Source organism: Pseudomonas sp. GW821-FHT07F05 (assembly GCF_059418765.1).
This window is the reverse complement of the sequence record NZ_JBWKQL010000009.1, coordinates 33,526-57,699: the sequence shown is the minus strand read 5'-3', so window position 1 is coordinate 57,699 and position 24,174 is coordinate 33,526. Positions and strand designations below refer to the sequence as shown.

The 24,174-nt window shown below is 59.7% G+C and carries 24 protein-coding genes and 1 other RNA gene; 11 read left to right on the top strand and 14 right to left on the bottom strand.

Features of this window, described 5'->3' with window-relative positions; all coding sequences use genetic code 11:
- Positions 1-17 precede the first annotated feature (17 nt).
- Together ssrS and AC07RO_RS18420 are read left to right on the top strand one after the other, a co-directional pair.
- Positions 18-196: non-coding RNA, 6S RNA (gene ssrS / locus AC07RO_RS18425), on the top strand.
- Positions 197-297: 101 nt separating this feature from the next.
- Positions 298-927 (top strand): 5-formyltetrahydrofolate cyclo-ligase, encoded by a 630-nt coding sequence (locus tag AC07RO_RS18420; RefSeq protein ID WP_495086755.1) that lies wholly within the window; start codon positions 298-300, stop codon positions 925-927.
- A gap of 49 nt (positions 928-976) precedes the next feature.
- Here AC07RO_RS18420 and AC07RO_RS18415 read toward each other — a convergent pair whose 3' ends face one another.
- On the bottom strand, positions 977-1,126 hold the full coding sequence (locus tag AC07RO_RS18415) for a hypothetical protein (RefSeq protein WP_346628097.1): 150 nt from the start codon (positions 1,124-1,126) through the stop codon (positions 977-979).
- Positions 1,127-1,319: 193 nt separating this feature from the next.
- Between AC07RO_RS18415 and AC07RO_RS18410 the strand changes: the two genes are divergently transcribed.
- Entirely contained in the window at positions 1,320-1,769 is a 450-nt protein-coding gene (locus AC07RO_RS18410; protein ID WP_495086754.1) for an EVE domain-containing protein, read from the top strand.
- Positions 1,770-1,786: 17 nt separating this feature from the next.
- On the opposite strand, the gene AC07RO_RS18405 is transcribed toward AC07RO_RS18410, so the two are convergent.
- Entirely contained in the window at positions 1,787-2,197 is a 411-nt protein-coding gene (locus AC07RO_RS18405; protein ID WP_192171367.1) for a flagellar basal body-associated protein FliL, read from the bottom strand.
- 135 nt (positions 2,198-2,332) lie between these two features.
- On the opposite strand from AC07RO_RS18405, the gene AC07RO_RS18400 reads away from it, so the two are divergent.
- Positions 2,333-3,310, top strand: a complete 978-nt coding sequence (locus AC07RO_RS18400) for an NADPH:quinone oxidoreductase family protein (protein ID WP_423571912.1) — start codon at positions 2,333-2,335, stop codon at positions 3,308-3,310.
- Positions 3,311-3,373: 63 nt separating this feature from the next.
- Here AC07RO_RS18400 and AC07RO_RS18395 read toward each other — a convergent pair whose 3' ends face one another.
- Positions 3,374-4,198, bottom strand: coding sequence for an energy transducer TonB (locus AC07RO_RS18395; protein WP_495086753.1), 825 nt, complete (start codon positions 4,196-4,198; stop codon positions 3,374-3,376).
- 65 nt (positions 4,199-4,263) lie between these two features.
- On the opposite strand from AC07RO_RS18395, the gene AC07RO_RS18390 reads away from it, so the two are divergent.
- Entirely contained in the window at positions 4,264-5,406 is a 1,143-nt protein-coding gene (locus tag AC07RO_RS18390) for an acyltransferase family protein (protein ID WP_192171370.1), read from the top strand.
- Here AC07RO_RS18390 and AC07RO_RS18385 read toward each other — a convergent pair.
- Complete coding sequence (locus AC07RO_RS18385) at positions 5,403-6,467, bottom strand: WaaS/CpsH family glycosyltransferase (RefSeq protein WP_495086752.1); 1,065 nt, start codon at positions 6,465-6,467, stop codon at positions 5,403-5,405. The genes AC07RO_RS18390 and AC07RO_RS18385 overlap by 4 nt on opposite strands.
- A 141-nt stretch (positions 6,468-6,608) precedes the next feature.
- Between AC07RO_RS18385 and glpT the strand changes: the two genes are divergently transcribed.
- Positions 6,609-7,958, top strand: a complete 1,350-nt coding sequence (gene glpT, locus AC07RO_RS18380; protein WP_282365818.1) for a glycerol-3-phosphate transporter — start codon at positions 6,609-6,611, stop codon at positions 7,956-7,958.
- Positions 7,959-8,007: 49 nt separating this feature from the next.
- Here the strand turns inward: glpT and AC07RO_RS18375 are convergent, their stop codons facing one another.
- From AC07RO_RS18375 to AC07RO_RS18335, 9 genes are all read right to left on the bottom strand, one after another.
- Positions 8,008-8,277: a type II toxin-antitoxin system RelE/ParE family toxin gene (locus AC07RO_RS18375; protein ID WP_495086751.1), complete on the bottom strand. Its 270-nt coding sequence runs from the start codon at positions 8,275-8,277 to the stop codon at positions 8,008-8,010.
- Entirely contained in the window at positions 8,267-8,461 is a 195-nt protein-coding gene (gene relB, locus AC07RO_RS18370) for a type II toxin-antitoxin system RelB family antitoxin (RefSeq protein ID WP_192171373.1), read from the bottom strand. Before relB ends, AC07RO_RS18375 begins: the two co-directional genes overlap by 11 nt.
- A gap of 75 nt (positions 8,462-8,536) precedes the next feature.
- Entirely contained in the window at positions 8,537-9,211 is a 675-nt protein-coding gene (locus AC07RO_RS18365) for a gamma-glutamylcyclotransferase (RefSeq protein WP_282365928.1), read from the bottom strand.
- Between the two features lie 211 nt (positions 9,212-9,422).
- On the bottom strand, positions 9,423-10,391 hold the full coding sequence (locus AC07RO_RS18360; RefSeq protein WP_346628103.1) for a CDP-6-deoxy-delta-3,4-glucoseen reductase: 969 nt from the start codon (positions 10,389-10,391) through the stop codon (positions 9,423-9,425).
- Entirely contained in the window at positions 10,391-11,857 is a 1,467-nt protein-coding gene (gene ubiD, locus AC07RO_RS18355; RefSeq protein ID WP_122534102.1) for a 4-hydroxy-3-polyprenylbenzoate decarboxylase, read from the bottom strand. The genes AC07RO_RS18360 and ubiD overlap by 1 nt, the downstream gene beginning before the upstream one ends.
- Positions 11,858-11,927: 70 nt before the next feature.
- Complete coding sequence (locus tag AC07RO_RS18350) at positions 11,928-13,886, bottom strand: acyltransferase family protein (RefSeq protein ID WP_495086750.1); 1,959 nt, start codon at positions 13,884-13,886, stop codon at positions 11,928-11,930.
- A 96-nt stretch (positions 13,887-13,982) separates the two neighbouring features.
- Positions 13,983-15,242 carry a transcription termination factor Rho gene (gene rho, locus AC07RO_RS18345; RefSeq protein ID WP_037016529.1) on the bottom strand — a complete coding sequence of 420 codons (1,260 nt, stop codon included), beginning with the start codon at positions 15,240-15,242 and terminating at the stop codon, positions 13,983-13,985.
- Positions 15,243-15,469: 227 nt separating this feature from the next.
- Positions 15,470-15,799: a thioredoxin TrxA gene (gene trxA / locus AC07RO_RS18340; RefSeq protein ID WP_192171377.1), complete on the bottom strand. Its 330-nt coding sequence runs from the start codon at positions 15,797-15,799 to the stop codon at positions 15,470-15,472.
- Positions 15,800-15,922: 123 nt separating this feature from the next.
- Positions 15,923-16,627, bottom strand: coding sequence for a FadR/GntR family transcriptional regulator (locus AC07RO_RS18335; protein WP_192171484.1), 705 nt, complete (start codon positions 16,625-16,627; stop codon positions 15,923-15,925).
- A 266-nt stretch (positions 16,628-16,893) separates the two neighbouring features.
- Between AC07RO_RS18335 and AC07RO_RS18330 the strand changes: the two genes are divergently transcribed.
- The 5 genes from AC07RO_RS18330 (at position 16,894) to ppx (ending at position 21,449) form a co-directional block, all read left to right on the top strand.
- Entirely contained in the window at positions 16,894-17,679 is a 786-nt protein-coding gene (locus AC07RO_RS18330; protein WP_495086749.1) for a transporter substrate-binding domain-containing protein, read from the top strand.
- 23 nt (positions 17,680-17,702) lie between these two features.
- Entirely contained in the window at positions 17,703-18,368 is a 666-nt protein-coding gene (locus AC07RO_RS18325) for an amino acid ABC transporter permease (RefSeq protein ID WP_122623513.1), read from the top strand.
- A complete protein-coding gene (locus tag AC07RO_RS18320; RefSeq protein ID WP_495086829.1) occupies positions 18,365-19,015 on the top strand; it encodes an amino acid ABC transporter permease in 651 nt (216 codons plus the stop codon). Before AC07RO_RS18325 ends, AC07RO_RS18320 begins: the two co-directional genes overlap by 4 nt.
- Positions 19,002-19,736, top strand: a complete 735-nt coding sequence (locus AC07RO_RS18315) for an amino acid ABC transporter ATP-binding protein (protein WP_122534109.1) — start codon at positions 19,002-19,004, stop codon at positions 19,734-19,736. Before AC07RO_RS18320 ends, AC07RO_RS18315 begins: the two co-directional genes overlap by 14 nt.
- A gap of 210 nt (positions 19,737-19,946) precedes the next feature.
- A complete protein-coding gene (gene ppx / locus AC07RO_RS18310) occupies positions 19,947-21,449 on the top strand; it encodes an exopolyphosphatase (RefSeq protein ID WP_346627448.1) in 1,503 nt (500 codons plus the stop codon).
- On the opposite strand, the gene ppk1 is transcribed toward ppx, so the two are convergent.
- Positions 21,436-23,673, bottom strand: coding sequence for a polyphosphate kinase 1 (ppk1, locus tag AC07RO_RS18305; RefSeq protein WP_192171381.1), 2,238 nt, complete (start codon positions 23,671-23,673; stop codon positions 21,436-21,438). The genes ppx and ppk1 overlap by 14 nt on opposite strands.
- Positions 23,674-24,174 lie beyond the last annotated feature (501 nt).

Genomic DNA, 24,174 nt, shown 5'->3' with positions numbered 1-24,174 from the left:
TTCGGTATACTTGCGACCGCTCCCTGGAGTGCTTGCCAGTCGGTCATGTCCCTGAGCCGATACGCACAACCACGGGGGTTGCACGTTGGGGTTGGTGTGCATGTCCGCTCGACGGAAAGCCTTAAAACCTCCTGCAATCTCCACCTTGAACTTTCGGGTTCAAGGGCTACACCGACAGCGGTTCGTCGGGGAGTCTCGAACCTTCTACCCATCGCCAGGCGTCCCGTCTGGCGGTGGGCATCGTGAATCTGCCTGATTACACGACATCACCTTCCAAAGCCTTACGGACCCGCCAGCATGACCTCATCCGGCGCCGCTCCCCTCCCAGATCCTTCAAGCCTCACTCGCCCACAGTTGCGTCGGCTGCTTCGCCATAGTCGTCGCGCGCTCAGCCCGGCAGAACAGCGACAGGCGGCGCAGGGTGTGTACCGTCAACTTGCGCAGGACCCTCTGTTTCGCCGCGCCCGGCACGTTTCTCTCTATCTTCCGATGGACGGTGAGATCGACCCGCGCCTGCTGCTTCGTGCCGCTCAAAAACGCGGCAAGGCCACTTACCTGCCAGTGCTGAGCGCCTGGCCGCGAACGAAAATGGTGTTCCAGCGCGTGCATCCAGGGGAGAAGTTCAAACCGAACCGGTTCCGTATCCCGGAGCCGCGCATCAATGCCAAGCGGCAGCGCAAGATCTGGACACTGGACCTGGTGTTGATGCCACTCGTGGGATTCGATCCGCAAGGCGGACGTCTTGGCATGGGGGGCGGCTTTTACGACCGCAGCCTGGCTTATCGCGCGCGTCGTAAAACCTGGCGCAAACCGGTGCTGCTGGGACTGGCCCATGAGTGTCAGAAAGTCGCGAAGCTGGCGGTCGCCAGTTGGGATGTTCCGTTGGCAGGAACGGTGACGGATAAGCGTTGGTATGTGGCGGGGTGAATTGTCAGCAAGGCGCGCTCCTGAGAGGAAAGCGCGCTGCGAAAGCAGTTTAGCGGCGGGACAATGGCTGCTGTTGCTGAGTGATTTCAACCGGCGCGTCTGCCTTGGCGGCCCACAGACTTTGCGCGTAACCGGTGGTGACGATTCCCAAGCCGAACAAAATTGCCAAAACCCACAGTACATCCGGCTTGCGTCGCATTCATCGTCCCCTTTGTAACGAATCAGAATCTAAAATCGATAACGTTTAAACAGGCTGCCAGATCGTGCAGCCCTTAAAATGCCGGCATTCTGCGGCAACGTGACGCAACACGCAAATACTGACGCCAGCCGACTGTCGGGTTGTCATCAAAACGTAGGACAACTTTCCCAACACCTGTTCAGGAGCCTTGTAAATGGCCTATTGGCTGATGAAATCCGAGCCCGACGAGCTCTCGATCAGCGGGCTTAAAAAGTTCGGTCAGACACGCTGGGACGGTGTCCGCAACTATCAGGCGCGGAACTTTCTACGCGCGATGGCCGTGGGTGATCAGTTCTTTTTCTACCATTCCAGCTGCCCCGAGCCCGGGATCGCCGGCATTGGAGAAATCGTTAAGTCCGCGTACCCCGATCCCACCGCGATGGACGAGAAAAGCCACTACTTCGATGCCAAAGCCACCGAGGAGAAAAATCCCTGGAGCGCCCTTGACGTGGCTTTCGTCGAGGCATTTCCGAAGGTGCTGGGACTGGGATTTCTGAAGCAGCAAGCTGCCCTTGAGCAATTGCCACTGGTGCAGAAAGGCAGCCGCTTGTCCGTCATGCCAGTGACGGACGAACAATGGGCCGCCGTACTGGGCCTGCGCTGAGTTCAGAATGCCGCGATTTACTGGGCGATAAAGTTATTGAACAGCAGGTCATCAACGACGGGCTTGCCGGTTTCCTGGGTCAATACCTGCTGGGTCTGCTTCAGCGCTTCCTGACGCAGTTTTTCCTTGGCATCGACGTTGCCCATGCTGTCGACCGTTTGCTGAGTGAACAACGCCACCAACTGGTTGCGAATCAGCGGCTCGTTCTGCTTCACCAGTTTCTGCGCTTCGGCGCCGGTCACGCGCAAGGCGACGTCGGCCTTGTAGACGTGCAGCTTCGGGCTACCGTCCAGCGCGTAGTTGCCCACGAAAGGTGGCGTCAACGCCACGTAGGAAACCTTGTTCGGATCTTCTTTCTCGCCGCCCTCTTCGGCCAGCGCTACAACAGGCATCGACAATGCCATCAACATAACAATCCACGCTTTCACAGTCCGCTCCTCAATCCGTTTTGCCGCATAGCTTACTTCAGCTTATGCACGCCTATCAGGCCGGGCCATGCTCATTGACCCCACAACCTCGCTACCTGTACTTATCGGCCATCCCCGAAAAAGGAATAGCCCTCGATGAAAGCCGTGCTGTGTAAAGCCTTCGGTCCCGCTGCAGATCTGGTGTTGGAGGAAATCCCCAGCCCGGAGCCGAAGAAAAACGAGATTCTTCTGGACGTGCACGCTGCCGGGGTCAACTTCCCGGACACGCTGATTATCGAAGGCAAATACCAGTTCAAGCCGCCTTTTCCGTTTTCGCCCGGAGGTGAAGCGTCGGGCGTCGTGACGGCTGTCGGCGAAAAGGTCAGCCATGTTCGTGTCGGTGACCGAGTGATGGCGCTGACCGGCTGGGGCAGCTTCGCCGAACAGATCGCCGTGGCCGGTTACAACGTCCTCCCCATCCCCGAAACGATGGACTTCACCACCGCTGCTGCTTTCAGCATGACGTACGGCACCTCCATGCACGCCCTTAAACAGCGCGCCAATCTGCAGGCAGGCGAAACGCTCCTCGTCCTCGGCGCATCGGGGGGCGTCGGCCTCGCCGCGGTTGAGATCGGCAAAGCCATGGGCGCTCGCGTGATCGCCGCCGCCAGCAGCGCAGAAAAGCTGGAGGTCGCCAAAACCGCCGGCGCCGACGAGTTGATCAATTACAGCGAAAGCAATCTGAAGGATGAAATCAAACGCCTCACCAACGGCAATGGCGTCGATGTGATCTATGACCCTGTGGGCGGTGACCTTTTTGATCAAGCCGTTCGCGGCATCGCCTGGAACGGCCGATTGCTGGTCGTCGGCTTCGCCAGTGGTCGTATTCCCGAACTGCCGGTCAATCTCGCGCTGTTGAAAGGTGCCTCGGTTGTAGGCGTGTTTTGGGGCTCATTTGCCCAACGCCAGCCGCAAGACAATGCGGCGAATTTCCAGCAACTGTTCACCTGGTTCAGCGAAGGCAAGTTGAAGCCGCTGGTGTCGAAGATTTACCCGCTGGAGCAGGCCGGGGAAGCGATTGAATCGCTGGCGCAGAGGAAAGCGGTGGGCAAGGTGGTGGTTAGCGTCAGGTAGCGCGTATCGGGATCCACCTGTTCTGAAGAAACGGAGCGAACTTTGCGCAGTTCTCTGCACGGCTCACAGCATCCTCCTCACTTGATCAGGCAACACGTCCTTGTAACGCAGTTCCGGAGTCGCCCGGCAGCGCTGAATGACCTCCGGAACTGCATCTGCCAGCGCATCCCCCAGCGCGAACCTGTCCTCGTCGGACAGCTTTCTGTAAGTCGCCACCCTCGCGAGCACGCTGTAGGTGTGCCGGAACACGCTCATCTCCACCTGTTCAAGATCAGACGAGTTCTGCTGGAAGTCTTCGAAGCGTTTGTTGAATTTCGCGCAGGACAGGTGGCGCAGACTCCGATGCAGCCAAGGCACGGCGGCATTTCCTTCACGCGGGTGGACGAAGTAATGCTCCTGACGCAGCGAAATGACTGCCGGACGCTGCTCACTGACGACCCAGGGTTTAACGCGCCACGTTGGCACCACGTTTACCACGGAGAGGGAAAACAGAGGATGCGAGCTGTCCAGCACCTCAGGCTCGGAAACCCGTCCATCATGGTGCGCCACTAGGTCGTAGACGACCCACCCGGATATTCCCGATTTTGAAAGCGAATACGGCCAGGCAGGCGCCCTGCGGTAATCAAACTCCACACTGTGCTCATCTGCATGGGCGCCGATACATACCGCGAACATCAGCCATAAAACCCACTTGCTCATCACTGCCATCACCTGCGCGCTTCTCCCGTCTACCTCCTGCGTGGGTGCAAAAGGCTGGCGCGCATTTTGTGTGCTGTTCTCCGGCGGCAATAGCTCATGACTTCCCAGGGCTGCGTAGGACCAGTCCCAAATTTCAGAGTCATGCTTAAACAAGCCGCGACGCCGCTCGAACGGTTCCGTATATTTCACGGCCGATACATACCGAACACGAGTCATTCGGTATCGACTCCCATACGAACTGCGGACCCGTGTTGATGACCGTCACTCTGCTTTTGATCACGTTGTACGCGCTGTCGATCGCGATATTTTGCTTCGCCACCCGGCGACTGCCGATCCTCTCCAGAGACGCGCTTCATCGCGTTTCGTCGCTGGACGGGCTGCGAGGCGTGCTCGCAACCGCAGTCATTGTTCACCACTTCATGGTCAGTTATTACTGGCACGTCAACGGCGTTTGGGAAACCACGGACAGCCGCGTGCTGAACAACATGGGCACGGTGCCGGTGTCGTTGTTTTTCATGATCACCGGTTACCTGTTTACCGCGAAGATCTACCGAAGCGAGCCAAAATGGCGTCAGATTCTGTCGTCACGGGTACGACGAATCTTCCCGATGTACCTCTTCAGCGTCGCGCTGATTACGGCCATCGCGCTGTACCAGTCCGCAGGCATCAGTGCGCCGGTCATGGACACGATCAAGGCGCTCGGGCGATGGGTGATTTTCATCGGCAGCCCCCTCAGTGGTTTTCCGGACACCGTGCGTATCAACGCCTCGGTGCAGTGGACGCTGCTCTATGAAGCGGTCTTCTACCTGTCGCTGCCGGTGCTGTATTGCCTGCTTCGACGCAAGCTCCCCGGCATGGCCGTCGTGGTCGCGCTGATTGCGCTGGCGTGCCTGTGGGGCGAGTACCACCATCATTTTCACAACCGGTTCATCAAACTGTTTGCTGTCGGCATCGCGGTGGCGGTCTTTGAAGACCGGATGCGCCAGTGGAAAATCGACTTCACGGGCGTACGCTGCACGTTGGTAGCGGTCGCGATACTGCTGATCTGCTTGAAGCTCAAATCGTATTCAACGCTGCAAATGCTGATCCTCGGCATTCCATTTGCGCTGTTCGTACTCGGCAACAGCTTGCACGGGGTGCTAGAGATTCGAGGGTTGAAGATTCTGGGCGAAGCGAGCTTCAGCATTTACCTGCTGCACGGCATCGTCATCTACAGCGTGTTCAGCCTGCTGGGCGCGTACGACTTCGCAATGCCGGACCCGCTCAGCTACGCGCTGTACTTACCGTTGATCATCCTGCTGACCAGCAGCATCAGCGTCGCAACGTACTGGTGCATCGAGCACCCGTTCCTGCGCAAGGCATCGCCGAGCACCAAAGCAATCCTGCCGAAAGCTTAAGACTCGGTAACGGGTGACCGATGCGGGCTAGCCGGGGGCGGACTGAACACCTCGTTCGCCCAACTGGCCATGCTGTACCGCTGCACGACTTCTTCGGGCGGGCCCACGTATTCCCCGTTAATGAACGCGTCAGGGATCACGGGGTGATCGCTATCGATGATCAAAATGTTGCGCGGATCGTAGAAGTCGTAATCCGCCACCGATGGATTGTTGGTGATCATTTTCTTGCGGTAGAGCAGCGCCTCAAAAAAACGGAAGCTCAAACCCGCGTGGCCCGGCCGGACGATGTCGATCAGGATTTCCGAACGCCTGACGTATTCGGCCGTTTCATCGATGTCCATGCGCTGGCGGAAGAAGGTCAGTAATGGACTGGCTCCGGGCACTGGTTTGCTCTGCACCAGAAATTTGCAGGTGCTGGTGTAGCCCAGCTGTTCAAACGCTTGAGCCACCCGGCCAAGCACATCAACGCGGTGCTTGCCGCCCATCACGACGAACGCCTTAAAGTCGGACGTCGTTTTGAAATCGGCGTGCTCTTCGTAGATGTAGTTGTAGAGCTTGCGCAGCTGGTACTCGCGGGCATCGGCACTGTCGAAGGTGTAGACCTTGTCAAAGGTCGCCAGTTGATCGAGCGGCATGGACAGCCGTGCGATTCCGTCTGACAGATACGCAATGGTCAGCTGCGCGGCGGACTGTGCCTGCAGGACCAGCCCCTGATCCAGCTGACTCGGGTTCACCACCAGCAATGCGTCGACATGCCCTGCTGCCCGGATCGTAGCGTTGGCACGCCGAATGATCAGGTACTTTTTTAGCCATCGCCGCATCTTTCCCGGAAGCCAGGACAGCTCCTTCCCGCCTTGGGTCAGGTCAATGAACACCACGTCGTTCGACTTGCCGAGAAAGTGGCTGAGCCGGCCAAGGTATCCGCCGACATCGCGGCACAGAATGATGATCTTTTGATTCCGAATCCCAAGCGGGGGTGACTGCATGTCGTTTGCCAATCGTGAGCCCATGAGCGCGCACTTTACCTGTCCCACGCATCGAAACCCACCTGCGCGCAGCACTGCACAAACGCAATGTTCGCAAAAGAATTCCCTCCCGCCCCGCATTTACGCCCTTTTTATCCGATGAGAAGCCTTCCTATTTTCTGTAACGAAAATGTAATATTCGGATTCGCATAACAAAAAAATAAATGGAGTGTCCCGATGTTTGCCTTTTTCCGTCCTGCCGCGCATCAGGCTCCGCTGCCTGCGGAGCGTGTCGACTCCACCTACCGCCGCCTTCGCTGGCAGATTTTCGCCGGCATCTTCTTCGGCTACGCCGGCTACTATTTGCTGCGCAAGAACTTCTCGCTGGCCATGCCCTACCTGATCGATGAGGGATATACCCGCGGTCAACTGGGGCTGGCGATCTCGGCGATCGCCATTGCGTACGGCCTTTCGAAGTTCCTCATGGGGCTGGTGTCGGATCGCTCCAACCCGCGTTACTTCCTGCCTTTCGGATTGGTGATTTCCGCGCTGGTGATGTTCGTGTTCGGATTCGCACCCTGGGCGACGTCCAGCGTGACGATCATGTTCATTCTGCTGTTCATCAACGGATGGGCCCAGGGCATGGGCTGGCCGCCGAGCGGACGCACGATGGTGCACTGGTGGTCGCAGAAGGAACGTGGCGGCGTCGTGTCGGTGTGGAACGTGGCGCACAACGTCGGCGGCGGCTTGATCGGCCCGCTTTTCCTGCTCGGACTCGGCTGGACCAACGACTGGCACGCCGCATTTTATGTGCCTGCGGCGGTTGCCCTGTTTGTCGCTCTCTTCGCCTTCGTCACCATGCGTGATACCCCGCAGTCCGTGGGCTTGCCGCCGGTCGAGGAATACAAGAACGACTACCCGGAAGGCTACGACGCGAGCCACGAAGAGGAATTCACCGCCAAAGAGATCTTCGTCAAATACGTCCTGCGCAACAAAATGCTCTGGTACATCGCGCTGGCCAACGTGTTCGTTTACCTGCTGCGTTACGGCGTGCTGGACTGGGCGCCAACGTACTTGAAAGAAGCCAAGCACTTCGACGTCGACAAAACGTCGTGGGCCTACTTCTTCTATGAGTGGGCAGGTATTCCGGGCACGTTGCTGTGCGGCTGGATGTCCGACAAGATCTTCCGTGGCAACCGTGGCCTGACCGGCATCGTATTCATGGCAATGGTGACCGTTGCGACGCTGGTCTACTGGCTCAATCCGCCCGGCAACCCCACCGTCGACATGATTGCGCTGGTCTCGATCGGCTTTCTGATCTACGGCCCGGTCATGCTGGTCGGCTTGCAGGCCCTTGAGCTGGCACCGAAGAAAGCAGCCGGCACGGCAGCGGGATTCACTGGCCTGTTCGGGTATCTCGGTGGTTCGGTCGCCGCCAGCGCCCTGATGGGCTACACAGTCGACCACTTCGGCTGGGACGGCGGCTTCGTGCTGCTGGTGTCCGCTTGCATCCTCGCGATAGCGTTCCTGGTGCCGACGCTGCGCCATACGCGGGTGGCGAGTCAGTCGCGAGAGGAAATGGCTTAAGTCTCAAACGGAAAAGGCTTGGTCAGTGCGCTGATCAAGCCACGTCTGTTCAAGGGTATTGCTGGCGAGCGTGAAGGACGCTCAGTATCTCGATACGATCCGTTAGTCGGTGAATAGCCACGTAATTCGGATGGACAATGATTTCGCGGGTATTGAGCACCCGACCTAAGCGGTAGAGGTAAGGATGCTCGGGCAGTGCTGAAGTAGCTCTCTCAATTTCAGCATAAAGCTCTTCCGCCGCTTGTGGATTTCGCTCATCAATATACTCAAGTATCTCCCACAGATCGGCGACTGCCTCCGGGCGCCAATCAACGATCATCGCTACGCTTGTCGCGCTTGGCGGCCAGTCTCGCTTTCAGTTTTGCCATGACTTCATCATGCGGGACGTTAGGTCGTGGGTCATCTACCGAAGCCTGCACCTTGGCACGGAGCCAAGCGTCGTAGCGCGCAGCCTGCTCTTCTGATTCGAACTCCGACACAAGCGGAGAAAGCCGAGCACTCATGATTAACTCCTCAGGGGGTTTCGATGCAGTCTAGCGTCTCGCGCGCAAGCCTGACCGGAAGATCGTGACCAAATGCTATATCGCCAACAACACCGGTTTACACCGCTTGAACCGCGCTTCCAGGCTCAGGTCCGGCATGGCGTGGGTGCGCAGTGCGTGGATGGTTTGTTCGACGTATTCCCACGTGGTCCCGTACCGCCCGCTGGCATTGGCCAGCACTTGGGTAAGCACGCTGTCGGGCAGGTTGCCGGCGTAACTGGGCAAATGCCGCTCCAGCACAAATCCCAAAGCCTGCACCTTGCTGCCGTCTTCAAGTCGGCAGTTGAGCCAGTGTGGGCGGTAGGACGGGAACGGCATTTCTCTCTGCCACAACGCCAGCAGCGATTCGTCGATATTGTCTTCGGGCAATCGGTACGCGAATCCGCTGCAGGAGCCGCCTCGATCCAGACCGAAGACCAGCCCCGGCTGCTCGGGGGTGCCGCGATGTTCATGGGACCAGAGATAGAGGCCGCGATGATAACCGTGGACCCGACCGCGCTGACGCTCGACGGCGCTGCACTCGGGCCGCCAGATCAATGATCCGTACGCGAACAACCAGATCGGGCCGCCCTGGTGACGGCTCATCGTGGCGTGGATGGAGGCAAGCAGCTGTTCTCGGGTGAGCTTCGGCCCAAGATCGATGACCGGCGGGTAGGACAACCCCAGGCCGTCATGGACAGCTCCCGCCAGGATATTGATTTGATTCCCCATCTGGTTCCCCCCACCGGCAAGGCTGACGCCGGTGCAACGCTGAACGCTCATGAAACGGGTCTGGCAACAACGAATGAACAATCAGACGGCATCGCAGGCAGTGTGACGTTGTGACTCGGCCACCGGCGCATGGGTCACGCCGGAAAAACCGATATCTGACAAACAGCCATGCAATACGCTGTCCACATCCAGCTCGGCGAGTGGCTGCGCTTCAGGGCCTCGGCGCGTAAGCGAAAACATCGGCACGCATCTGATGCGCATCCATGCCAGCCAGCACCAGCGCATCAAGGGTCGAATAGACCATCGCCGGTGAACCGCTGGCGTACACATAAAGCGACTTCAGATCGCTGAAGTCCTCGCAGACCGCCTCGTGCAGCATGCCGCAGCGCCCTTCCCAACCGCACAGATCACTGACGACCCTGTGCAAGAAAAGGTTAGGCAGCGTCTGCCATTCATCCCAATGCCTGAGCTGATAGAAATCTTCCGGACGGCGCATTCCCCAATACACATGCACCGGATACGGAAAGCCTTTTGAGCGGCAATGCTCGATCAGGCTGTGCATCTGCCCCATACCGGTGCCTGCCGCGATCAATACCAGCGGGCCATCGGGCAGTTCGCCCAAGTGAGTATCACCAAAGGGCAGGTCAACTCGCGCCATGCCATCGCGCTGCAACTGCTTGATCAGATTTTGCGCACTGGCCTCGCGGGCGAGGACGTGAAATTCCAGATCTCGCCCGCTCTCCGGCGCCGAGGCCATGGAAAATGCCGATTTCTCGCCGTCGTCTCGATGGATCATCAGGTACTGACCAGCGTGATAACGCGGCGGTTTGCCCGCAGGCGCACGGAGCATCACTCGCCAGACATCGCCGCCGACTTCCACACATTCGCTGACCTGGCAGGCGAACGTGCGCACCGGCAACTCGCCGAGCGCCAGCACACTGTCCCACAGCACGACGCAGTCTTCCTGCGGCACCGCCAGGCACGTATAGATTTCGCCGTGGTTGCGGATTTCTCCGGCCTGCTCGACGCTGCCTTCAACCAGCAGCGCGGAACAGATGTGGCAATTGCCGTTGCGACAGCTCTGAGGACATTCGTAGCCCAGGCGCTGAGCGGCGTCGAGGATCCGCTCGCCCGGCAATGTCTCGATGACTGCGCCCGATGGCTGCAAGGTTACACGCATCAATCAATTCCCAGCTGAGTCCAGATTTCATCGATCCGGCGGGTCACCGCTTCGTCCTTGACGATAGCGCGACCCCATTCACGGGTGGTTTCGCCCGGCCATTTATGCGTGGCATCGAGCCCCATTTTCGAACCCAGGCCGGAGACCGGCGAGGCGAAATCGAGGTAGTCGATTGGCGTGTTGTCGATCATCACCGTGTCGCGCTTGGGGTCCATGCGCGTGGTGATCGCCCAGATGACGTCATTCCAGTCACGGGCATTGATGTCGTCGTCGGTGACGATAACGAACTTGGTGTACATAAACTGTCGCAGAAACGACCAGACGCCCAACATCACGCGCTTGGCATGGCCGGGATACTGTTTCTTGATCGTCACAACCGCCATGCGGTACGAGCAACCCTCGGGCGGCAGGTAGAAGTCGACGATCTCGGGGAACTGCTTCTGCAGGATCGGCACGAACACTTCATTCAGCGCGACGCCCAGAATGGCGGGCTCGTCAGGCGGCCGACCCGTGTAGGTGCTGTGGTAAATCGGCTTGATGCGGTGGGTGATGCGCTCGACCGTGAAGACGGGGAAGCTGTCGACCTCGTTGTAGTAGCCGGTGTGGTCGCCGTACGGACCCTCATCGGCCATTTCGCCGGGATGAATCACGCCTTCAAGGACAATCTCTGCACTGGCCGGGACCTGGAGGTCGTTGCCACGGCACTTGATCAATTCGGTCCGGTTGCCACGCAGCAGGCCGGCGAATGCGTATTCGGACAGGCTGTCAGGCACCGGCGTCACGGCGCCGAGGATGGTAGCGGGATCCGCGCCCAAGGCCACCGAGACCGGGAATGGTTGACCCGGGTGTTTGTCGCACCAGTCCTTGAAATCCAGCGCGCCGCCGCGGTGGCTAAGCCAGCGCATGATCACCTTGTTGCGGCCGATCACCTGCTGGCGGTAGATGCCCAGATTCTGCCGTTCCTTGTTAGGCCCGCGAGTGACCGTCAGGCCCCATGTGATCAGCGGGCCCACATCGCCGGGCCAGCAGGTCTGTACCGGCAGCATGCCGAGGTCGACGTCGTCGCCTTCGATCACGATCTCCTGACACGGGGCGTCCTTGACGACTTTCGGCGCCATGGCGATGACTTTTCTGAAGATGGGCAGCTTGGACCAGGCGTCTTTCAGGCCCTTGGGCGGCTCGGGCTCCTTGAGAAAGGCCAGCAGCTTGCCAATTTCCCGCAGCTCGGACACCGATTCGGCGCCCATGCCCATGGCCACCCGCTCAGGCGTGCCAAACAGATTGCCGAGCACCGGAATGTCGAAACCCGTCGGCTTTTCGAACAGCAGCGCTGGCCCCTTGGCGCGCAGGGTCCGGTCGCAGATTTCGGTCATTTCCAGTACAGGGGAAATAGGCACCTGAATGCGTTTCAACTCTCCGCGCTGCTCAAGCTGCTGCACGAAATCCCGTAGATCCTTGAATTTCATTAACCCGGCCACTCACCAAATAGATGCACATCCTACCTGCTCTGACCGCAGACGGCAGCCTGTGTCCAACTCAAATGCGCGGTGTTGCGCGGAATACCGGCGTGAACAGCGGCTGCATCTTCTCGCCGCCCAGATCCGACAGGTGATCCTCGTCCTTGTACAGCGAACGCCCGTCAACTTCGGCACGGCACAGGCCGCCCTCACACATCAGCGGTTTCGGGTCAATCAGGTGAACGCCCGCATCCGCTTGGCTGAGGGTGGCGAACAGCTGATTGATGAACGCCTGTCGCGCATCGAGCTCCGCCGCCGGCCGCCCAACCTCTGCCGCCGAACGCCCGACCCTCGCCAGACTGCTCAATCTTTCGATAGCGCCCTTGCGCTGCTGCGGCACTTCCTTGAACAACCAGACCTGGGCGCCGGCTGCACGCAATTCGGCGACCTGCGCTTTCAACGCATCGGCAAAATACGCTTCGTTTTGAGCAATGGATTCCCGTTTCAGCAGCACGTTGCTCTTGTTGCCGTCTTCCAGCCCGTAGATGTACAGGCTCCAGCGCGCGGCCAAGGTGACATCGGGAATTTGCTGCATTCGAACGCGCTCGACGTTCAGCGCATTGAAATCCTGACAGCGCTTACTGGTTGCGGTGCTAACAAGGGGCGGGCATCCACTCATGCTCGCCAGCCAGACAGGCATGTGCGCTCGCTCGGCCGCGATTCTGACGCCAGGCCACAAAGCCGCTGCATGACTGTCGCCCCAGATGAGATGGGACGGCGCGGCGTCGGCACTGCCACCCGCTCGACAGAGCTTGTCCAGACCCTTGCTGTGCTTTGATCCGAGCAGGAAGCAGTCCATCTGACCGGCGTTCCATTCCTGAGACTGCGCATAGGCAAGCGCCTGACCCGACATCCGTTGCGGCACGCCATCACTGGAGCGCACCGCCTGCCCTACCAGCGCCAGCACGGCCAGGGTCAGCAGGCCGCCAATCAGCACCGGCTTGCGGCCGGCCAGTAAGCGGCGCTCACGGAACGGGAGCTCGACGAAGCGCCAGCTCAGCCAGGCCAGCGCGCCGGCCAGAAGGATCCAGCCGATCGCTTCGAGGTCGGAAATGCCGTCGGCGGAAATCGCGTTGGCGTAGACGTGGATAGGCCAATGCCAGAGGTACAGCGAGTAGGAGATAAGCCCGATTGCCACCAGCGGTTTGATGCTCAGCAAACGCCCGACCCAAGACGCAGGATGACCGTTGGCCCAGATCATCGCCGTGGTGCCCAGCACCGGCAGCAGCGCTGCCCAGCCGGGAAATTGAGTGGTTTTGTCAAAGCTCAGCATCGCCAGTACGACCGCCGCAAAGCCGCTCAGGCTGATCGTCTGGTACACCCAGCTCGGCAGCGGACGTTTGGGCGCAGGCCCGACGGCCAGCATCGCACCGCACAGCAGTTCCCATGCACGCATCGGCAGTAGAAAGAACGCGGCCTCGGGCTTGTGCTTGATCGCCCAGATGTTCAGCCCGAACGACAGCACCAGCAAGCCGAGCAGCAACCAGCGCCAGTGCCGCACGTACCGCGTCGCCAGCACCATCAGCAGCGGGAAGAAAATGTAGTACTGCTCCTCCACCGCCAGCGACCAGGTGTGAAGCAGCGGTTTGAAATCTGACGCGGAATCGAAGTAGCCGTCCTGCCGCATGAACAGCAGGTTGGACATGAACATCGACTGATACCGCACTTCCCGGCCCAGCTCGGCGTAGTCCTTGAGCGTCAGCAATATCCAGCCAAACGCCAGCGTGGCCAGCACGACAACGGTCACGGCGGGGACAATACGCCGCGCGCGACGGGCCCAGAAATCAACGAAGCTGAATCGCTCAGCGCTGATCTCACGGAAAATGATGGACGTGATCAGGTACCCGGAGATGACGAAGAACACATCGACGCCGACGAAGCCGCCGCTCAGTCCAAGACCGAAGTGAAACAACAGCACCGGGACCACGGCCAGGGCCCGCAGCCCATCGATATCACGGCGATTGCCAAACGTGTGCATGACGCTCCTTGTCTACGGGAGAGGTCTACGGAAAAGGGCAAAAAAAATGGTGTCCGGAAGGACACCATTTTTCTACGGTCGGTTCAGCGCAGGGTGTTACTTGCGCTTCATCGACAGGAAGAACTCATCGTTGGTCTTGGTCTGTTTCAGCTTGTCGATCAAGAACTCGATGGCGGCGACTTCATCCATAGGATGCAGCAGCTTGCGCAGGATCCACATGCGCTGCAACTCGTCGTCGGCCGTCAGCAACTCTTCGCGGCGTGTGCCGGAGCGGTTGATGTTGATGGCCGGGAAGACGCGCTTCTCTGCGATCTTGCGATCCAGAGGCAGCTCCATGTTGCCGGTACCCTTGAATTCTTCGTAGATCACTTCATCCATCTTCGAGCCGGTTTCAACCAGCGCGGTGGCGATGATGGTCAGCGAGCCGCCTTCTTCGATGTTACGTGCCGCACCGAAGAAACGCTTTGGCTTCTCGAGGGCGTGCGCATCGACACCACCGGTCAGGACCTTGCCGGAGCTAGGAATGACGGTGTTGTAGGCGCGAGCCAGACGGGTGATGGAGTCAAGCAGGATGACCACGTCTTTCTTGTGCTCGACCAGGCGCTTGGCCTTTTCGATCACCATTTCGGCGACCTGCACGTGACGGGTCGGTGGCTCATCAAAAGTGGAAGCAACCACTTCGCCGCGCACGGTGCGCTGCATTTCGGTCACTTCTTCCGGACGCTCATCGATCAGCAGAACGATCAGATGGACTTCAGGGTTGTTACGCGTGATGTTCGACGCGATGTTCTGCAGCATGATGGTCTTGCCCGCCTTTGGCGGAGCAACGATCAGGCCGCGCTGACCTTTACCGATCGGGGCACACAGATCGATGACGCGACCGGTGAGGTCTTCGGTGGAACCGTTACCGGCTTCCATCTTCATGCGAATGGTCGGGAACAGCGGCGTCAGGTTTTCGAACAGAATCTTGTTCTTCGCGTTTTCTGGACGGTCGAAGTTGATGGTGTCGACCTTGAGCAGCGCGAAGTAACGCTCGCCTTCCTTCGGCGGACGGATCTTGCCGACAATGGTGTCGCCCGTGCGCAGGTTGAAGCGGCGGATCTGGCTCGGCGAGACGTAAATGTCGTCTGGGCCGGCGAGGTAGGAGGCGTCTGCAGAACGAAGGAAGCCGAAGCCATCCTGGAGGATCTCCAGCACGCCGTCACCCGAGATTTCCTCGCCGCTCTTCGCGTGCTTCTTCAGCAGGGAGAAAATCACGTCCTGCTTGCGCGAACGGGCCATATTTTCTATGCCCATCTGTTCGGCCATTTCGAGCAGATCGGTAATAGGCTTTTGCTTGAGTTCAGTCAGGTTCATATAGGAATGACGTAATCATGTATGGAGGGGGAAATTAAGCTTTTGGCTTAATGAGGCCGCGCCGCAGAGAAGGCGACAGGATCGCGTGCAAATCGAAAGGAGACGGTCGGCGACGGCTAGCAGGGGGCAACGGAGAAGCCGTTGCGGGGCCGAATGTACCACTTGATTTTCTAAGCGTCTAGTACGACGCCAGAAAAAACCCCGCGATTTGCGGGGCTTTAACGTCATCAGATATTGGCGTCGAGGAACGCTTGCAGCTGGGACTTGGACAGTGCGCCGACCTTGGTCGCGGCGACTTCGCCGTCCTTGAACAGCATCAGAGTCGGAATACCACGGACGCCGTGCTTGGCCGGTGTTTCCTGGTTGTCGTCGATGTTCAGCTTGGCAATGGTCAGCTTGCCATCGTAATGAGTAGCGATGTCATCCAGAACCGGGGCAATCATCTTGCACGGGCCACACCATTCAGCCCAGTAATCGACCAGTACAGGGCCGCTGGCCTTCAGGACATCGGCTTCGAAGCTCGCATCGCTGACATGCTTGATCAGGTCGTTACTCATGAGATTTCTCCGAGGTCATAGGCAAAAAAACGTGGGCCATCATAACTGTGTCACGCGGTGACAGGAAGCCGAGGTTGATTGTCTCTTGCTATGACTCGACAGGGTTGCCTCAATCGACGGAGCTCAGCCGGAGGGTGCGACGAACACAATGCCGGTGCGTAACGCCGCGCCGCGGATGTGCTCCTGCATGGCTTTCTGCGCCGGGCCAGACGCGTTTCGCGCCAACGCCCGGAGGATCTTGCGGTGCTCCTGCCAGGTCTCCATCGCCCTGCCCGCCCGGATAAATGGCAGCTTCTGGCTTTCCAGAAAAATATCGGCGCTGCTGGTGATGATCCCCAGAATCGCCTGATTGCCACTGGCGACAAGGATGCGTCGATGAAAATCGAAGTCGAGCCGGGCTGCGCACTCAAAGTCCCCGGCCTTGAGCTCAAGCCGCATCGCCTCGACGTTGTCTTCCAGTACATCGCGCTCGTCGGCCGTCAACGTCACTGCCGCAAGCCCGGCTGCAAAACCCTCCAGGGCGTAGCGCAACTGAAACGTCTCTGCGGGCGAGGCGTGCGCTGCATACGGCCAGGAAAATCCACTCGTGCTCCGTTGTGGTTCAGAAATCGCCTGCACGAAGACGCCCTTGCCGGGCTGCACACTGACCAGTCCCAGAGCGCTCAACGATGACAATGCTTCGCGCAACGAAGCGCGACTGACGCCCAGACGAATCGCCAGATCCCGCTGGGATGGCAGGCTGTCGCCGGGCACATAGCCCTGCTCGGCGATCAATTTGCGGATCGCCTGGAAGGCGGCTTCAGGCACTGCGACAGGGCTCGGATGCATAGCGATCAAGGTGTGGAAACCGTGGGAAAAATCCCTTGTATCGCCATCGGAGGTATCCGGCAAGTGACGCCCAAGCGAGGGGCGCCGGGCCTTTCAGGCGCGCCAAAGCAGGGCGCCTCGTCAACTCACTGTTCAGACCAGTTAGACCGGATCAGGCCTGCGGCCCGCATTCCATGGTCGCAAACAAGCGGCTGGCATGGGCTGTGCACTGGTGCTTGGCCATCACTCGGGCTTCGCCTACACATTGATCGATTCGGAGACACCCCATGACCCAGCGTTACAGCGCCCTGCTCGCCGCCCTGTTTGCCAGCCTCATGCTCGGCCAGGCCCCCGCCCACGCTAATGGTCTGGATGATGTAACCGCCCGCGGCACGTTGAAAGTTGCTGTGCCGCAAGACTTCCCGCCCTTTGGCTCGGTCGGCCCCGACATGAAGCCGCGCGGCCTGGACATCGACACCGCGCAGCTGATCGCCACCCAACTGAAGGTCAAGCTTGAGCTGACGCCGGTCAACAGCACCAATCGCATCCCTTACCTGACCACTGGCAAGGTTGACCTGGTCATCTCCAGCCTTGGCAAAAACCCGGACCGCGAAAAGGTCATCGATTTCTCCCGCGCTTACGCACCGTTCTACCTCGCGGTATTCGGCCCGCCTGAAGACGCGATCAAAACCGTGGACGACCTGAAAGGCAAAACCATCAGCGTGACCCGTGGCGCTATCGAGGATATCGAGCTGACCGCCGTCGCGCCGAAGGAAGCCACGATCAAACGCTTCGAAGACAACAACTCGACCATCGCGGCTTACCTGGCCAAGCAGACCGACCTGATCGCCAGCGGCAACGTGGTGATGGTCGCCATCAGCGAAAAGAATCCCAAGCGCATTCCGGAGCTGAAAGTGAAGCTCAAGGACTCGCCGGTCTACGTGGGCGTGAACAAAGGTCAGCCTGAGTTGCTCGCCAAAGTGAACGAGATCCTCGAAGCGGCGAAGAAAGACGGCGCGCTGGAGAAGAACGCGCAGACCTGGCTCAAGCAGCCATTGCCTGCCGACCTCTGATCATCGACTGCCGAGGCGCTTAAATGGCTTATCAGTTCGACTTTATCCCGGTCCTGCAAAACACTGACCTGCTCCTGCGCGGCGCGCTGTTCACCCTGGAACTGACGGCCATCGGCACCCTGCTCGGCGTCAGCGTCGGCATCGTCGGGGCGATTGTCAGGGCGTGGAAAATTCAGCCGTTCTCGGCCATTTTCGGTGTCTACGTCGAGCTGATCCGCAACACGCCGTTTCTGGTGCAGCTGTTTTTCATTTTCTTCGGGCTGCCGTCCCTGGGGCTGCAGATATCCGAGTGGCAGGCCGCCGTGCTGGCGATGGTCATCAACCTCGGCGCCTATTCGACGGAAATCATCCGCGCGGGTGTGCAGGCCATTCCGCGCGGCCAGATCGAAGCGTCGGCCGCGCTGGCAATGACGCGCTTCGAGACCTTCCGCCACGTCGTGCTGGTCCCGGCACTGGGCAAGGTCTGGCCGGCGTTGAGCAGCCAGATCATCATCGTAATGCTCGGCTCGGCGGTCTGTTCGCAGATCGCAACGGAGGAGCTGAGCTTTGCGGCGAACTTCATTCAGTCGCGTAATTTCCGCGCGTTTGAGACGTACATCATTACCACGCTGATCTACCTGTGCATGGCGCTGCTGGTGCGTCAGTTGCTGGCGTGGATCGGCCGACGTTACATCGCGAGGAGCCGCTGATGAATTTCACCCTCTGGGACGTCGTGCGCAACTTGCTGACCGGGCTGCAATGGACACTGGTGTTGTCGCTGGTGGCATTCATCGGCGGCGGCGTGATCGGGTTGCTGGTGATGACCCTGCGCATCTCCGAGAAGGCAATGCCCCGCCGGCTCGCGCGCTGCTATATCGAGCTGTTTCAAGGCACGCCGTTGTTGATGCAGCTGTTTCTGGTGTTCTTCGGCGTCGCGCTGATGGGCATCGACATTTCGCCCTGGTTCGCGGCGGCGCTGGCGTTGACGCTGTTCACCAGCGCGTACCTGGCTGAGATCTGGCGGGGCTGCGTGGAGTCGATTTCCAACGGCCAATGGGAAGCTTCGGCGAGCCTGGCGCTGACGCCCTTCGAGCAACTGCGCTACGTGATTCTGCCCCAGGCATTGCGCATCGCGGTGGCGCCGACGGTAGGGTTCTCCGTGCAAGTGGTCAAAGGCACGGCCGTTACGTCGATCATTGGCTTCACGGAGCTGACCAAAACCGGCGGCATGCTCGCCAATGCCACGTTCCAGCCTTTCATGGTCTACGGCTTCGTTGCCTTGGGCTACTTCCTGCTTTGCTATCCGTTGTCGCTCAGCGCGCGCTACCTGGAAAGGAGACTTCATGCCTCTGCTTAGAATTTCCGCCCTGCACAAGTATTACGGCGACCACCATGTGCTCAAGGGCATCGACCTCAGCGTCGAGGAAGGCCAGGTCGTGGCGATCATCGGGCGCAGCGGTTCGGGCAAAAGCACACTGCTGCGCACGCTCAACGGGCTGGAGTCGATCAATGACGGCGTGATCGAAGTCGACGGCGAATACCTCGATGCAGCGCGGGCTGACCTGCGCAGTCTGAGACAGAAAGTCGGCATGGTCTTTCAGCAATTCAACCTGTTTCCTCACCTGACGGTGGGCGAGAACGTGATGCTTGCGCCGCAGGTGGTGAAGAAGGTTTCCAAAGCCGAAGCGACCAGGCTGGCGAAGGAAATGCTCAATCGCGTGGGCCTGGGCGAGAAATTCGACGCCTTCCCTGACCGGCTGTCCGGTGGTCAGCAGCAGCGCGTGGCGATTGCGCGTGCGCTGGCGATGTCGCCCAAAGTGCTGCTGTGCGACGAAATCACCTCGGCGCTCGACCCGGAACTGGTCAACGAGGTACTCGCGGTCGTTCGCGAGCTGGCCAAGGACGGCATGACGCTGATCATGGTCACCCACGAAATGCGCTTCGCCCGGGAGGTGGGCGACAAGCTGGTGTTCATGCACCAGGGTAAGGTGCATGAGGTGGGCGACCCGAAAGAGTTGATGGCCAACCCGAAAACGCCCGAACTGGCTAATTTCATTGGGTCAGTCGAGCAGGCTTGAGCCCGAGTGCAGCACCGGCTTTCGCTCAAATCGTAGGACCGGCTTTAGCCGGGAAGGCGTCAGCTGCCATACCGTACAACTGATGGTGTACACACCGGCCTCTTCCCGGCTGAAGCCGGTCCTGCTAATACTGCGCAAATACGTTGCCGGTTTGGCGACGGTGATGGATCGTGGCACGATGTCGGAGTTATCGACCGAGATCTTTTGACCATGCCGCTATCCACAGCCAAAAACCTCTCGCTGATCGCCGCGATCGACCTGGGCTCCAACAGCTTCCATATGGTTGTCGCCAAAGCCAATCAGGGCGAAATTCGCATCCTCGAGCGGCTCGGTGAGAAAGTGCAGCTGGCCGCGGGGATCGATGACGACCGCCGCCTCAGCGAAGAATCCATGCAGCGCGGGCTCGACTGCCTCAAGCGTTTCGCCCAGCTGATCAACGGTATGCCGCCCGGTGCCGTGCGCATCGTCGGCACCAACGCCCTGCGCGAAGCCCGCAACCGCAACGAATTCATTCACCGCGCCGAAGAAATCCTCGGCCATCCGGTCGAGGTCATCTCCGGCCGTGAAGAAGCGCGCTTGATCTACCTGGGCGTCTCCCACACCCTGGCCGACACGCCCGGCAAACGCCTGGTCGCCGACATTGGCGGCGGCAGCACCGAGTTCATCATCGGCCAGCGCTTCGAGCCGCTGCTGCGCGAAAGCCTGCAGATGGGCTGCGTCAGCTTCACTCAGCGTTATTTCAAGGACGGCAAGATCACCCCGGCGCGCTATGCCCAGGCTTACACCGCGGCGCGGCTGGAAATCATGAGCATCGAGCACGCACTGCATCGCCTGACCTGGGATGAAGCAATCGGCTCGTCCGGGACCATTCGCGCCATCGGCCTGGCGCTGAAAGCCGGCGGCCACGGTAATGGCGAGGTCAACGCCGAAGGCTTGGCCTGGCTCAAGCGCAAGCTGATGAAGCTGGGCGAAGTGGAAAAAATCGATTTCGAAGGCCTCAAGCCTGATCGTCGGGCAATCTTCCCGGCGGGCCTCGCAATCCTCGAAGCCATCTTCGACGCCCTCGACCTCAAGCGCATGGACCACTGCGAAGGCGCCCTGCGGGAAGGCGTGCTCTACGACCTGCTTGGCCGTCATCATCACGAAGACGTGCGCGAACGCACCCTCAGCTCGCTGATGGAGCGCTATCACGTTGATCTCGAGCAAGCCGCCCGTGTCGAGCGCAAGGCGCTGTCGGCGCTGGAGCAAGTGGCGAAGGCGTGGGAGCTTGAGGACAATTCGTACCGCGAGTTACTGAGCTGGGCCGCCAAAGTGCATGAAGTGGGCCTGGACATCGCCCACTACCACTACCACAAGCATGGCGCGTACCTGATCGAGCACTCGGACCTGGCCGGCTTTTCCCGCGAGGACCAGCAAATGCTTGGCCTGCTCGTGCGCGGTCACCGCCGTAATATTCCCAAGGACAAGTTTGCCGAGTTCGGCAACGAAGGCGTGAAGCTGATTCGTCTGTGCGTGCTGCTGCGTTTCGCGATTCTGTTTCACCACATTCGCGGCACCCAAGAGATGCCGCAGCCTGTGCTGACTGCCAACGATAACCACCTGGACATCGTGTTCCCGGATGGCTGGCTGGAAAACAACCAGCTGACTCAGGCCGACTTCGCGCTCGAAGCGGAGTGGCTGACCCGAGTCGGCATCATCCTCAACGTACGCTGAGGACCGGGTTGCTGAGTTTTTCCAACAGACTCGCCTGCACATTGCGGGCGTTCTGGTTGCCGGTCGGGGTGCTGCGAATGTAGCGCCCGTCCGGCTGCAGCAGCCAGCTATGGGTGTTGTCGGTCAGGTACCCTTCCAGCTCTTTCTTCACACGCAGGATCAATTTCTTGCCTTCCACCGGGAAGCAAGTCTCGACGCGTTTGTCGAGGTTGCGCTCCATCCAGTCGGCACTGGACAGGAACATCTGCTCGTCGCCGCCATTCAAGAAGTAGAACACCCGTGTGTGCTCAAGGAAGCGACCGATGATCGAGCGCACCTGAATGTTGTGGGACACGCCAGGCACGCCAGGACGCAGGCAGCACATGCCGCGCACGACGAGGTCGATCTTGACCCCGGTCTGGCTGGCCTTGTACAGCGCGCGAATGATCTTCGGATCGGTCAACGAGTTGAACTTGGCGATGATGTGCGCAGGCTTGCCCTCGGACGCGAACTGCGTCTCCCGGCCAATCATGTCCAGCATGCCTTTCTTCAGGGTGAACGGCGCGTGCAGCAGCTTCTTCATGCGCAGCGTCTTGCCCATGCCGATCAACTGGCTGAACAGCTTGCCGACGTCTTCGCACAACGCATCGTCCGAGGTCAGCAGGCTATAGTCGGTATAGAGACGCGCGTTACCGGCGTGATAGTTGCCGGTGCCCAAATGCGCGTAGCGCACGATCTCACCAGCTTCACGACGCAGGATCAGCATCATCTTGGCGTGGGTCTTGTAGCCGACCACGCCATAGATCACCACGGCGCCGGCCGCTTGCAGGCGGCTGGCCAGTTGCAGGTTCGACTCTTCGTCAAAACGCGCACGCAGCTCGATAACCGCAGTGACTTCCTTGCCGTTGCGCGCGGCATCCACCAGCGCATCGACGATTTCAGAGTTTGCGCCGCTGCGGTACAGCGTCTGCCGCACGGCCAGCACGTGAGGGTCTTTCGCAGCCTGGCGCAGCAGATCGACGACCGGGGTGAAGGACTCGAACGGGTGCAGCAGCAGGATGTCCTGCTTGCTGATCACGTTGAAAATGTTTTCGCTGTTCTGCAGCAGCTTCGGAATCGCCGGGGTGAACGGCATGTACTGCAGCTCGGGGTGACTGTCCAGACCCGTGATGCTGAACAAACGCGTCAGGTTCACCGGGCCATTGACCTGATACAGCTCGGTCTCGCTCAGGTTGAACTGCTTGAGCAGATAGTCCGACAGCAGTTTCGGGCAGGTGTCTGCCACCTCCAGACGCACCGCATCGCCGTAACGCCGGGAGAACAGCTCGCCACGCAGCGCGCGGGCAAGGTCTTCCACGTCCTCTGAATCGAGGGCCAGGTCAGCGTTACGGGTCAGACGGAACTGGTAGCAGCCCTTGACCTTCATGCCTTGGAACAGGTCATCGGCGTGGGCGTGGATCATCGACGACAGGAACACATAGTTGTCGCCTGGGCCGCCCACGTCTTCCGGCACCTTAATGATGCGCGGCAACAGGCGCGGTGCCGGGATGATCGCCAGACCCGAGTCACGGCCGAAGGCGTCAATGCCTTCCAGCTCAACGATGAAGTTCAGCGACTTGTTCACCAGCAACGGGAACGGGTGCGTCGGGTCCAGACCGATCGGCGTGATGATCGGGGCGATCTCATCACGGAAATAACGGCGCACCCAGGCCTTGATCTTGGCGTTCCAGTTGCGACGGCGAATGAAGCGCACCTGATGCTTCTCCAGCTCCGGCAACAGGATGTCGTTGAGAATGGCGTACTGGCGATCCACGTGGCCGTGGACCAGCTCGCTGATGCGCGCCAGCGCCTGGTGAGGCTGGAGACCATCAGCGCCGGCCTGTTCGCGAGCAAAAGTGATTTGCTTCTTGAGCCCGGCGACGCGGATTTCGAAGAATTCGTCGAGGTTGCTGGAGAAAATCAACAGGAACTTGAGCCGCTCAAGCAACGGGTAGGACTCGTCGAGCGCCTGTTCCAACACGCGGATGTTGAACTGCAGCTGTGACAGCTCCCGATGGATGTAGAGACTGCTGTCATCCAGATTGGGCACCGCGATGACATGCGGGGCTGGATGATGCGGTTCCAGCGCGGGGACCACTTCAATGGTCGGCTCGACCACGGCAGTGACCTCTTGGTTGACGGGCGGCTGATTGACAGGCTGAGGGTCAAGCTCGACTGCGGCTTCGGTAGATCCTTCGGTGCTCATGAATAATCCTGTAAGGCAATTGGCCTTGTAACAGTTGGGCCGCGCATACGGCCGATGTCGGAATGCCGCTTGCGCCACAACAGTGGTGACGTACAGCGTGGGACAACGGTCACGCCCAAGGCGTGGCGGTTCTGAAGATGTTTGCAGCCTGACTCAATGTCGTGCGGCGAGGCGACCGGCGTCAGGCTCGATGCTGTGAGCGGTTTGACTCTCCACGCTACGGATTTCTCCGTACGGTGCAAGCCCTGACCTGCAAACATTCGGGTGGTGCCAGGTAGAAGGCACGTGCAAGGAGGGGCTCCGAGCCCATCCAGACGGGCAAGCGTGACATTTATAAGCGGCGATTATGACACTCGCGTGACAGGTGTAATTGCGACGTAACGTGTGCGATACAAACCCCCTCTCCAAGCGAATAATCGCTTCGGGATGTAGGAAACTTTAACGCGGTGACACATTTGCATACTTTCCTGAATGACTTGGGCGCGTTAGGCTGCGCGTTCA